Genomic DNA, 12,434 nt, shown 5'->3' on the forward strand with positions numbered 1-12,434 from the left:
AGGGTAACGGCGATATCTCAGTTACCCGTCCGCCCATGGAAACTCGCGCGTTCGACGTGTCATCCAGGCGAATAGAGTGTGGAATCTTCGCCGACTGCGTATCGGTTTATGTCAGATCTAGGAGGGTGGGGTCAAGGTCTTGGTCGCAGCACTGCGGTGCGATCTGCTCGCGCTGAGCGTTCGAGGCGTGCGTGGTAGGTGATGAAGTCGAAGGGAGTGCCTTCTCGGACTGAGGTGACGTGGGAGTGACACCGACGACTTCTTGTTACTGCTTGCGGCCGTGTGGAGATGTTCGCCACCCATTCGCACCGCGAGCTCATGTCGAGTGACTCGGTAGCGATCATAGATTGTCCAGCCCAACGCACCTCGGACGAGTGAAATCTGGGTGGCGGATCGAGAGATATGCGCGGAAACGACAGTATCTGTCGCCTAGCGTTACTCGTCGAGGATTCCTTCGGCGATTTCACGACCGATATTGGCCTGTCGTTAGCGTCGCGTTGCGGCATCGCCTGACGGATGTCCTGGTGCAAGTGCGGATCGTTCAGGACCTGTGCAACGTAGGGGCGGTCGTCGGGATATTTTTCGTGAGAGACAGGCAAGCGAGTGGCGGCTAGTGCGGCCAAGAATCTCAAGCGACTTACCCTCGATTTGGGCGGAAACGATCCAGCAATTGTTCTGTCCGAAGCGCCATTACAGGAAACCGCCGCCGGCGTTTTCGCCGAGGCGTTTGCCAACAACGGACAGACTTGTCACGCGATCAAGCGAATCTATGTTCATGAGAGCATCGCGGACGAGCTCGTCGAAAAGCTCGCAGTACTTGCGCGGAACACCCGGGTCGATGACGGGATGGCTGAAGGCGCAGAGTTGGGACGATAAACAACGTAGCCCAGTTTGAACGCGTGAAGGGGCTCGTGGACGACGCCGTACGTCGGGGTGGTCGCGTGGTGGCGGGCGGAACTCCGCTCGATCGCGCCGGATACTTCTATCCGCCGATGATTGTCGATTGCGTGACAGATGACATGCCAGTCGTAGCGGAAGAACAGTTTGGGCCCGTCATTCCGGTACTGACCTTCCGCGACGAGGACGAGGCGGTACTGCGCGCGAATAATTCACCGTATGGTCTCATTGCGTCGGTGTGGAGTGCTGATCTGGAGAGTGCATACAGACTCGTAGCTCGTCTCGATTGCGGTCAGGTTTCTGTGAATGCACATAGCGGCGGTTTGAGAATGGACCTACCGTTCAGTGGCAGGAAGTGGAGCGGGATAGGCGTCGAGAACGGCGTCTGGGGGTACTACGGGTTCACCGAACCGCACGTTATCGTCGGCCCAGGACGAGGAGCAGCGACAATCTGATTTCGCTGATTGCGAGACCGAGGCGAGGAATCCTGCGAAACCCTGACTCCAAAAGCGGATGTCGTGTTCGAAGTGATCGGTGCTCCACAGGCCCGCCTCTTCTTGGGCGAATTCACCAAACCGTTGACCTTCTCGTCGTCGGAATCAATGTGGTGCCACGTCTGGGCGAGTGGTTCGAAACATGTTATCTTGCAATTTATTTCGTAGTATACTGTGCAGGCGATAGATCAACCGGACCGCCAGCCTTCAGTGGGTGCCTGCGGTGGTGGACTGGGCGACTACCGCGATATTGCTTGCGGCAATGAAGGCTGGTCCGGTGAGAGTAGCTCGCCGCCACCGATGATGCTGTCGTTGATGATGCGCAGCAACATTGGAACGACCGTCTTTTGACTATGGCTCGACCGGCAACCGACTCGTCTTACCTCAAGTCCGAGCACATCGGATTTTTGGTCGCTGAACCCAATGTTGCATTCCATCGTCGGGGTGCCGGTATCAGCTGTAGCCTTCGTACCCGGTTGCATCGCTGCGGTTTGGCAAGCGTGATCGCGTGTTCGATGTGCGGCACACATCGCTGTGGGTGGACGCACGGCGAGCCTTTGCAATTGCGTTCAATTATTTCCGGGCACCGTATCGAACGGACCGCTGCACCGACTGTGGTGGGTGGCAGAGGGGAGCGGACTCGCGCCTTCTGGTGACAAACCGTCGAAGACGAGTGCGACGTTGCGGCGCCAATCGACTGTTCTGGCGGTAGCATTCCACAGCGAACTCGTGAGCATCCCGAGGATCGCGTTCATATCCTCCGGTTCGAGATCGGCTCTGATCGAACCAGATTGTTGTGCACGGAGGGTGAGATCGGTAATCGAGTCCATGAAGGGGGCAGTCACCTCCGCGGTGAGTGCGCCCGCATTGCTTGCGGCGGAAAGAATATTGTGTTCTCGGAGTACAAGAGACATCGAGGCCTCAACTAGTGTCTTGAGTCCGTTCCTGGCGTCGCTGTCGACGAGCGACTGCTCAATCGCCGGCGTCAGATTTTCTGCAATGCTCTTGTCGAGTACTGCTCGCAGCAGGTCTTCCTTGGTCGGGAAACGCCGGTAGAGGGTGCGGATCCCTATGCCTGCTTGCCGTGCAATGGCTTCTAGTGGCGCATCTGGCCCGAGATTCGCGAAGACCACTCGAGCGGCGTCGACGATGCGGGCGGCGTTGCGTGCCGCATCGGTGCGTAGATGTCGGTCGTCGTCGGCGTTCACATCCGAATCTTAGCAAGTGTCAGTGTGCTGCCACTTATGTTATGGTCGGGCTCAGTCGCAAATGGCAGTCAACTGCCACTTTCGTTCCGGTGCTCGTCGTGGTCGGATCGAGGGTGGGCTGCGGGGAACAGGATGGAGCGGTCGATGACACGAACTCTGGGATTGATCGGCAGTGGAATGATTGGCAGTGCGATCGCTCGCCTCGCGATCGGCGCGGGCATGGATGTCGTGCTGAGCAATTCGAGTGGGCCGGGAAGTCTCGACCCGCTGGTGGCCGAGCTCGGTAGTCGCGCGAAGGCGTCGACTCCTTCCGAAGCTGCAAAGGCGGGAGATATCGTTGTCGCGACGATACCGTTGAGTGCATACAAGTCATTGCCCGCTGCCGCCGCGGCTGGGAAGATAGTCATCGACACTATGAACTACTACCCGCAAAGGGATGGGCGCATCGCGGAATTGGATTCATTTGCAAGCACTTCCAGTGAACTTGTACAGCGGCATCTGGATCGCTCACGTATTGTCAAGGCCTTCAATAATATTGACTTTCGGCGCCTGTTCACACTGGCGAGGCTATCCGGAAGTGATGAGCGCAGTGCTGTTCCCATCGCGGGCAACGACGAGCAGGCGAAATCGGACGTCACTTATGTTCTGAATCTCCTCGGCTACGACGCGGTGGACATTGGAACACTGTCCGAAAGTTGGCGCAGTGAACCTGAAACTCCGGTCTATGTGAAGCCGTATTTCCCAGCCCATCCTCCAGAAGGGGGCACACCTGAAGAGGCGTACCGATGGTTCACCGAAACACCGGGCGTACCGGTTTCGGCTGCCACGGTACGTGGGCTTGTCGACGGAACGGTACGGGGGACGGCGGGCGGGTACGTTCCGGAGGACGTTTCCTCATTTCGTGCGGGTGCCGATCCGAACTGGAACGAATAGCAAATTAACAGTCTGTTTCAGGCTCCGACTTCTCATGGGGAGACTGCCAATCTACGGGCAGCAACACCTTCCCTGATGCGAGGATTATCCAGCTCGCCGAAAGCCGAGAGCCCAACCGCTGCACCGTCTGTGCGAGCCGCACGGAGAAGATGGTTGAATTCGTTCTCCACAGCGGCGTGCCCGCGCAGACCACTCGATCTCGAGATTGAAAGCAAGAGTTGTTGTCACCGTTAGAGGCTTGCGAGAAGGTCGAGCATGTTTGGTGGCAGATCACGACGCGACAACGCCCGGCTGGCTGTGCCGACGGCCTGGGGATGTCCGCGGGATCTTTCCGAATTGTTCCGACTCTAGGCGCCGATTCCCTGTTGTTGGGTCATACTCCTCGTTCGCCTTCTTGCCAGATCACCTAGGGGAGGTGGACATCCGGGATCGGTTGGCGTGACGTGTTTCCGGGTGGTGTAAACCTGGCGCGACAAGTTCTGAGGTTCGGTCAGGGGCTGTGCGGTAGGTTGCGGGATCTCTACGATTGCCCGTCCGTGGCACTGTGATCATGTCAGCGTCTGCCCATCAATGGCGGCCGTCTTGCGGGTGGCGGTGCTGTTGATGACTGGCCGCCGTGTTGAGAAGGTAGCGTTCCGCAGCGGTGTAGTCGGTAACCAGCGTGCCGTCGGGCCCGGGGGTTTGTGTAATCAGGTCGAGGTATCGGCGACGACAGAGGTATGCGTCGGGCTGGGCTAACAGGTACACCGCGGCTGCGACGACTTCCGGGCTCGGCACGGCGCGCGTGAAACGGGTGCGGGCGGGCTGGTGCCCGGGGTGGGCGTTGTACCGATCGCTGCGATTATCGTCTCGGGCAGTGTTGTTCACGTCATGACCTTGGTGTGCGCCCACTTTGGCTGGTCACGCGGACGTTGTTATCCGCTCGGATTGCGTCCTGCCGGAACGCTGTGTTGCCTCGAGCGCGGTCCGGTAGACCTTCTGGAGGTTCTGGCGACTGCTTTCCCACCGTCGAGTGGGGAAGGCGGTCCATCCGGCGTTGCACGCTAAGGGTGCGCCAACTGCGTTGCTGTATAACTTCTTCGGATATTTATTCGTGGTCCTCGGTAGTTCTTCGAGGTTGCATGTCCTTGCACCACCGGCGACGCAGGGAATGCACGTTCTGCCGCGCCCATCGTGGCCAGATGCACCGGCGTTGACTCCGTGCGCGTCTACTTTGTGGTGACCGTACTTGATCTCGGCTGGGTAGAACCAGGAGTCAATGTGGCGGCCAACGGTGTACATGCCGGGCACGCATGGTGACCACCGAGACAGTTCTGCTCATTCGCAAAGTGGCGCAGTGAGACCGCGTTAGACAAGCATTCGGTGGCGTTCAATGCGCAGCGCTCCCCATGGTGTTTCTCGCCGAACTGGCCCCTCGACAAGAACTCTGCTCGGGGAATACATCGTGCGCTGCTTGGTTCGAGGCGTAACGCTGCCGGCCCGCCTACCCGTACGGGGCTCCTCAGCTGAGCCGGCGTCATTCTGCCCTTTGTCGCCCGGTGGCAGGACGCTCCTGCTTCGCGGCTCAGCCCTCGACGACGTTGACTTCCGGGTCTAGGTGAACATTCAGGAATACCGGGCCGGCGGGGGACTGCAAGTGCTCACGTATTTGCTCTAAGTCGTCGATAGTGCTGACATCGTAGGCTTCGACACCCATCGTCGTCATGACTGCTTTCAGGTCGGGGTAGTCGGTTAGCGTGTACGTCGTATCGAAGCCGAGTGCTGCAAACAGGTGGTGCTCAGCGCCATAAGCGCGATCGTTGAAGCACACCACGATGATCGGAAGCCTCTCGGATACCGCTGTACTGATTTCGCCGACATTCATCATCAAACCTCCGTCTCCTACCAGCAGTGTTACGGGCTGGTCTGGGAGGGCTACTGCCGCTCCGATGCTCGCTGCCAAACCCAGGCCGATCGAGCCGAACGCGCCAGTACACACGAAGTGTCCCGGAGTGGCTACTTCAATGTACGGCCACGCTCCATGGACGTAGCGTCCAATATCGCTCACCAAGGTGCGGTTTTTCGGAAGTACGATATTGAGATATCTTGCTGCCGTGCGAATGTCGAGCGTTGTGTCCGTGGAACGATCCACGTATTCGTCTTCTAGGTTTCGCGTTGCCATTCGAGCCTCGACACGGGTTCGCCAGCCTTGATTGGCCGAGTCGATCCCTGCTGCGCGAAGCGCGGTACCGAGGGCTTGTGCGACGTCCCGTGCGTCGCCGATCACACCTTCGTCGACCGGTACGTAGTTGTCCAAGACTGCTGCGTCGGTATCGATGTGGACGATTCTCTTGCCGCGTGTGAGCTCGCCGTTGTACGTGGTGTAAGAGTTCAAGCCTGCGCCGAACGCCACGATGCAATCAGACTCGTTCAGTACGTCGTTTGCCGGTCCACGGGTTAGGCTACCCATGATCCCGATATTGCGTGGATGGCCCGCAAACAGTTCGCGGGCAAGTGCTGTGGTCGCCAATGCGGCGCCGCAGGACTCCGCTAGCGCCACAATCTGCTTTGCGGCGTCCGACTGCACCGCGCCTCGTCCCGCCACTAACACCGGGCGCGCCGCAGATACGAGAATGCCCAACGCACCGTCGAGGTCGTCGAGAGCAACCCCGGTAGAAGCTGCGGTGCGCTGCCGGTGGACCTCCGCTTGTGGTTGTGCGTCGGATGTCAATATCTCGACGGGTGCGTCCAGGACGATCGGCCGAGACTCGGCGGCCGAACGGCGTATCGCGCGGTTTAGATCACGAACGATGCTGCCGGGTGTGTATATGCGCTCGTAACCCGCGCCTGCCGCCTTTGCGACTGCCGCGATATCGACGCGTTGGAAGTACGTCGGCTCTGGTGGGGTGTCACCTGTGATCAATACGAGAGGGGTCTTGAAGCGAGTGGCTTCGGTCAGCGCTGTCATCGTGTTCGTCAGTGCGGGCCCGTACGTCACGCTCGCGACTGCGACTTCACCGGTCAGGCGAGCGTGCGCGTCCGCCATGCCGACTGCGCCGCCCTCGTGAACGGCTGACACAAAACGGTGTCCCGCATCGCGGAAGGCGGCGACGTAATGCATGTTTGCATTCCCGGTCAGACCGTACAAGGTGTCGATCCCGTGTTTCTGGAGTGCTTCCGCCAAAACGTGATAACTCTTCATATTCTGTCCTGTTCTCCAGCGGCGGCAGCGTCGGCGGTAGGTGGTCCGCCCTGCAACGAGACCGCAACGGTGGTCTCGTTCGACAATCGAGACTAGAACTTGCCGGCCATGATGACGATCACAAGATTTCGAATCTGTTGTCCGGCTATTCCGAACGGCCGGGCATCCAATGCAGTTGTCGGGAATAGTGGAAGTCCAGGAGATAATCCGTTTCGATTCGGATTCCTCTCCGAACGAACAGTGATTGGGTTGGGTGCGAAGATGCGTTACGAGTTGACCGATCTCCGGGTATTCAAAGCGATCGCAGACAGCGGCAATCTCTCGGTGGCCGCCGCAGGCCTGTTTCTCAGCCCGTCGTCGACCAGTTACCGACTGAAGAATCTCGAGCATGCCCTGGGAGCGCCTCTTTTCGAGCGCATCGCGACCGGTATGAAACTCACGCCAGCCGGAGAAGTCTTACTAGAGCACGTGTCGGTGATCCTCGGGTCGGTCGAGGTAATGGACAGCGATGTGTCGAGATTTTCATCCGGACTGCGTGGCCGTATCAAGCTCGCGGCCAACAGCAGTTCGATGCACGGGTACCTGGTACCGGTTCTCGGCCGCTTCCTGATCGCGTATCCCGGGATCAACATCGAGATGGTTGAACGTCAGAGCGAGATGATCCCGTCCGCGATCGCGACGAGTGAGTTCGAGGTCGGAGTGATGGCGGGCTCGGTCGAATCCAGTGTTGTACGCACTCATTCGTACGTGACTGACGAGTTGATTCTGGTTGCGCCTGTCGGACACGAGCTGGCCCAGAGAGGGCTCGTTTCGTTCGAAGAGGCACTCGATCACGAGTTCGTCTGTCTGAGTCGTTCCAGCAGTAATTTCGCGTTCCTTTCAGATTCAGCGCAGAAGTTAGGTCGTCGTGTGCCAGCCCGGCTCCATGTCCCGTCGTTCGAGGCCGTGTTGGCTCTCGTCGCAGACGGGATTGGAGTCTCGCTTGTGCCGAGAAGCGTTGTGCGCACCTCGGCGAATCGAGGTCGTCTGGAAGTCGTCCGACTCCGTGAGAGCTGGGCGTCACGACAGTTGAGCATCGTGACGTTGAAAGACGGAAACGTTCCCGGGTACGTCGAGTCCTTCGTGTCGTTCCTGCTCAACGATCGCAAGACGGAAGCCGGCCTCTAATGGCTCATCTTCGGCAAGCGCCCAGCTGAAAGAGCTGCATCGCGAATACCGAAGAGCGCGTTCGAATTTGTGAGATGGATGTCATCGCCCCCCGTCCATACAGTGGCCGAGACCACATCAGTGGAGCGGCGTGACCATCGCCATCACAGATCGAAGGGGTAGCTCGTGGCTCGTGCCATCGCAATCGACCAGGTCAGCAAGACCTATGGCGGAGGGAAGGACGGCGGCGTACTCGCGCTCGCCGAGACCGACCTCTTTATTCGACCCGGAGAATTTTTCTCACTTGTCGGACCCAGCGGATGTGGGAAGTCGACGCTGCTGAACATTCTCGCTGGTCTCCTCCCAGCGACCACCGGACAGGTAAAGTTTGGAGCCGACGTCGTCGATCGGCCACGGGACTCCACCAGCATCGTCTTTCAGCGCGCGACGCTGTTGCGGTGGCTCACTGTCTTCGACAATGTGTGCCTGCCTGCGAAGATCAACAAGCGCCTTGACCGGGCCGCTCTTGACCGCGCAACGCACTACCTGGAGCTCGCGGGATTGTCCAAAGTTGCAGATCGCTATCCGACGGAGTTGTCCGGAGGTATGCAGCAACGAGCGTCCATCGTGCGCGCCCTTGTGTCCGATCCCGACGTACTGCTTATGGACGAACCTTTCAGCGCGCTAGACGAGTTCACGCGGGAAACATTGCAAGACGAGCTTCTGAAGCTGTGGACCGACAGGCCCAAGACAGTGCTGTTCATCACCCACAACATTGCTGAAGCGGCATACCTCTCGGACCGGGTCGGTGTGATGACGACACAGCCCGGTGCACTGCGCGAAGTCGTCGAGATCCCGTTCCCCCGTCCGCGCACTCATTCGCTACGAACGGACCCCGACTTTCACTCTGTTACGGCCGACATTCGCCGAATGATCGACCAGCCCGTCGCTGCCACGAAAGGGACCTCCGTATGACAACGACGACCGCGACCTCTGGCAGCGCGCCAATCGAGGAGAAACCGACTCGGTCGCCTGTTCAAGCGCCGACTCGAGGCAGTGACATATTCGGCCGCATCGTGTTGCCCTTGACCTTCGTCGGTGTCCTGATCGCCGCGTGGTGGTCCGCGGCCGAATGGGGAAGCGTCTCCCCCTTGCTCCTGCCTCCCCCTTCCGACGTGTTGGAAGCACTGGATCGTGGTGTCATCGGCGGACTGTGGTGGGAGCACATCGGTATCACGATGTACGAGATGGTGATGGGGTTTGTCATCGGTACATCAACGGGATTGATCCTGGGCGCGGTATTCGCCTTCGTCAAGCCTCTATACCAAGCTGCGTATCCGTTCATCATTGCGCTACAAAGCTTTCCGAAGATCGCGATCGCCCCATTGTTGGTTGTCGCACTCGGCTACGGAACTGAACCTAAGATCGTCGTTGCAGCGCTACTGGCGTATTTCCCGGTTATGACCGCATCGATCGCCGGTTTTACGGCGCTGGACCCCGACGAGCACAACCTGATGCGCTCCGTACGTGCCAGCAAATGGCAGGAAATGCGCTACCTGCGACTCCCGAACGCGATGTCCTACATCTTTCCGTCACTGGACGTGGCGATCGTTCTTGCGCTACTCGGTGCGGTGGCTGCCGAATTGGTCGGTGCGCAATCGGGACTTGGATACCTGTTGGTGGAGCGGCAGGGTTACGGAGACTCTGCGTCCATGTTCGCGGCTCTGATACTTCTGGCAATTGCGGGCGTGACGCTTCGTGGTGCTGTTCAACTTCTCCGCCGGGTTCTTCCGAGAAGCATTGCACCACCGAGCCGTAACGGCTGACCTACTCGAAATCGAAGGCGGCAGCCGGGCACACGCGTCCTGTTCGGTGCAACGTGTCCTGGAGCTCTTACACGAATGGAGATTTCAATTGATCAAGCAAGTTCGCAAATGTGGCGCCATGGCTGTCGCGGCCGGAGCAGCCCTGGTGTTCACACTGACTAGTTGTAGCGGTAGTTCTGAAGTCGGGGGGCCATTCGTTTACAACGTCGGCGCTGCACTTCCCACTGTCGTGATGTCGCCGTATTCGGTTGTGCCAGAGGTCAACGGCTACTGGAAGGATGCGGGTGTGGACGTGCAAGTTGAGCACGCCGACGGATCGACCGCGGCATTGCAGCTTCTACTCAGCGGTAGAGCCGACATCGTGCAGTCCGGCGTTGACGCCGCATACTCCACAGCCGCACGGAACCCAAGTCTGCGCGTGGTATCGCTCACTCCCAAAAACATATGGCGGTTGGCGGTGCCGGAAAGCACAGCCATCGATTCCATCGACGATCTTCGTGGACAAAAAATTGGTGTCGTCTCACTGACATCCGGTTCCTACACCTACGGTCGATCGATCGTGCGCGCTGCGGGACTTGATCCCGACAGTGATGTCGAATGGCTTCCGATCGGCACTGGTACCCAGGCAGCAGAGGCGCTCGATTCCGGTCGCGTGAGTGCCTATTCGTCGTACGACGGGCCCCTCGACATCGTCGGCACGTTGACGCAGGATGCATTGCGTCCACTGCCTTCGGAACTCGACGAAGTTCCTGGTTCCTTGGCCTATGTCACGACTGACGACGTTCTGGAGAAACGTCGAGACGAAGTTGTCGCCTTCCTGAAGGGGACCTACGAGGGAATGGTGTTCTCACTGGCGAATCCCGAAGCCTCCATTCAGATCTATTGGAACCGCTTCAACGATCAGAAGCCGACCGACACCGAACGCGCAGCAGTACTCGCGCAGAGCAAGCAGATCGTCGCGAATGGATGGGCCAATCGCTTCGCCGTCGGTGACAGCGGTATGCGCGGCTTCCTCACCCCGGACCGGGTTCAAGCAGCTGCCGACTACTTTCAGCAGTATCAGATCACCGAAGGATCCGTGGACGTCGACAAGATCGTCGACCTCGAGATAAACACGGAGGCCAATGATTTCGATACAGCAGCTATCGAACGCGAGGCCGCGAACTGGACACCCTGACGTATGTCACTCGATGAACGCGTCGAAGAAACGCCGTCACCAACAGCGCAAGTCGCCAACCAGACTGCCATCGAAAAACTCGAATCTGTTATTCCGAAAAGGGTTGTGACACAACAATCAATGCTGGAAAAGTATCGGTATGACCACATTCGATACGGCAGAGCGGGCAGACCGTTGGCAGCGGCCAGGCCCGAGACCACAGAGGACGTCCAGGCATGCCTGCGATGGGCTACCGAACATCGTGTGCCCGTAATTACCCGCGGAGCCGGCACTGGTTTGTCGGGTGGAGCGCAAGCGCTCGACGGTGCACTGATCTTGTCAACAGAGGCAATGAAGCACATCGATGTCGACGGACGGTCGAGGGTCGTGTATGTGCAGCCAGGGGCACTGACCGGCGATGTCAAGAGGGCGGCAGCTACCGAGGGCCTGCACTATGCACCTGATCCTGCGTCGTTTGAGATCTCGAGCATTGGGGGAAACCTGGCAACAAATGCTGGCGGGTTGTGTTGCGTCAAGTACGGCGTCACCTCGACGTATGTGCTTGGACTGGACGTCGTGCTCGCGGATGGGCGGCTTCTCCGGCTGGGCGGCGCAACCATCAAGAATGTGGCAGGGCTTCCGTTGACGCAATTGTTCGTCGGCAGCGAGGGAACCTTGGGGGTCATCGTCGGTGCGACCCTCCGTCTGGTCCCCCCACCGGCAACCCCGTCCACCGTGGTCGCGACTTTCCGGACACTGCACGAAGCGGGTGAGACCGTGGTCGATGTCGGGCGGACCGTCCGTCCGTCGATGATGGAACTTCTCGACCGCGTCTGTATCGGCCTGCTCGAGGACTATCGGCCCATGGGGCTGGACCGTACGTCGTCTGCTCTGCTGATCGCCCAGTGCGACCGGGTGGCGGACGCCCGCGCGATCGAGTTGATTGCGGCCCAACACGGCGCGATCGAGGTGCACCTCACCGAGGACCCGAAAGATGGTGAGTTGCTGGTCGAAGCGCGTCGATCGGTCGGCGCGGCACACGAACGGCGCGGGACTCGTCTGTCGGAAGATGTTGCCGTGCCTGTCGGGTCCCTCGCGGCAGTACTAGCTCGTATCGAGCAAATCGGCAATGAATCAGACATGCTCGTGTCCGTCGTGGCGCATGCAGGCGACGGTAACCTGCATCCGACGATCTTCTACGACAGCACTGACGAACTCGACACCGGGAAAGCCCGGGATGTATTCGAGAAAATCATGCGAATAGCAATTGCCCATGGCGGCACCATCACGGGGGAGCATGGTGTGGGCCGCTCGAAACGATTCATGGTGGAAGAGCAACTGGGAGCAGAGGTCGTCGATGTGACCCGCCGACTCAAACAGATCTTCGATCCCCTGGGGCTTCTCAATCCGGGTGTCGGCTTCTGAGTTCATCGCGCCCACCGTTACTACGCACCCGGCATCAATCAAATTCGGCCCCAACTAATTTCAATAAGTCGCCGTTCGATTTTTTGTCATCGCTTCCCTCCGCACTAGTGCATACCATCGACAGGTCGTGTGCATCCACCGCGAACAAGTAAGGATTGAGTCTTGTTG

9 protein-coding genes and 1 pseudogene are annotated in these 12,434 nt (G+C 59.1%); 7 read left to right on the forward strand and 3 right to left on the reverse strand.

Features of this window, described 5'->3' with window-relative positions:
- The first annotated feature begins 603 nt into the window (after positions 1-603).
- Positions 604-1,352: pseudogene (locus DBV08_RS32595) on the forward strand (aldehyde dehydrogenase family protein).
- Between the two features lie 608 nt (positions 1,353-1,960).
- Here DBV08_RS32595 and DBV08_RS17710 read toward each other — a convergent pair.
- Positions 1,961-2,599, reverse strand: a complete 639-nt coding sequence (locus DBV08_RS17710) for a TetR/AcrR family transcriptional regulator (protein ID WP_124568271.1) — start codon at positions 2,597-2,599, stop codon at positions 1,961-1,963.
- A gap of 132 nt (positions 2,600-2,731) precedes the next feature.
- Between DBV08_RS17710 and DBV08_RS17715 the strand changes: the two genes are divergently transcribed.
- Positions 2,732-3,532, forward strand: coding sequence for an NADPH-dependent F420 reductase (locus DBV08_RS17715; RefSeq protein ID WP_260395625.1), 801 nt, complete (start codon positions 2,732-2,734; stop codon positions 3,530-3,532).
- Positions 3,533-4,099: 567 nt separating this feature from the next.
- On the opposite strand, the gene DBV08_RS17720 is transcribed toward DBV08_RS17715, so the two are convergent.
- A complete protein-coding gene (locus DBV08_RS17720; RefSeq protein ID WP_124568272.1) occupies positions 4,100-4,399 on the reverse strand; it encodes a hypothetical protein in 300 nt (99 codons plus the stop codon).
- Between the two features lie 697 nt (positions 4,400-5,096).
- Entirely contained in the window at positions 5,097-6,713 is a 1,617-nt protein-coding gene (locus DBV08_RS17725; RefSeq protein WP_124568273.1) for a thiamine pyrophosphate-binding protein, read from the reverse strand.
- A gap of 261 nt (positions 6,714-6,974) precedes the next feature.
- On the opposite strand from DBV08_RS17725, the gene DBV08_RS17730 reads away from it, so the two are divergent.
- From DBV08_RS17730 to DBV08_RS17750, 5 genes are all read left to right on the forward strand, one after another.
- Entirely contained in the window at positions 6,975-7,880 is a 906-nt protein-coding gene (locus DBV08_RS17730; RefSeq protein WP_124568350.1) for a LysR family transcriptional regulator, read from the forward strand.
- A 165-nt stretch (positions 7,881-8,045) separates the two neighbouring features.
- Entirely contained in the window at positions 8,046-8,834 is a 789-nt protein-coding gene (locus tag DBV08_RS17735; RefSeq protein WP_124568274.1) for an ABC transporter ATP-binding protein, read from the forward strand.
- A 110-nt stretch (positions 8,835-8,944) separates the two neighbouring features.
- Positions 8,945-9,685: an ABC transporter permease gene (locus DBV08_RS17740; RefSeq protein ID WP_185564686.1), complete on the forward strand. Its 741-nt coding sequence runs from the start codon at positions 8,945-8,947 to the stop codon at positions 9,683-9,685.
- 118 nt (positions 9,686-9,803) lie between these two features.
- The gene (locus tag DBV08_RS17745) at positions 9,804-10,862 is read left to right on the forward strand and encodes an ABC transporter substrate-binding protein (RefSeq protein WP_124568276.1); all 1,059 of its coding nucleotides are present in this window, start codon (positions 9,804-9,806) and stop codon (positions 10,860-10,862) included.
- Positions 10,863-10,865: 3 nt separating this feature from the next.
- Positions 10,866-12,266 (forward strand): FAD-binding oxidoreductase, encoded by a 1,401-nt coding sequence (locus DBV08_RS17750; RefSeq protein ID WP_124568277.1) that lies wholly within the window; start codon positions 10,866-10,868, stop codon positions 12,264-12,266.
- Positions 12,267-12,434 lie beyond the last annotated feature (168 nt).

The organism is Rhodococcus sp. KBW08, assembly GCF_003852455.1.
Lineage (GTDB): Bacteria > Actinomycetota > Actinomycetes > Mycobacteriales > Mycobacteriaceae > Rhodococcus_F > Rhodococcus_F baikonurensis.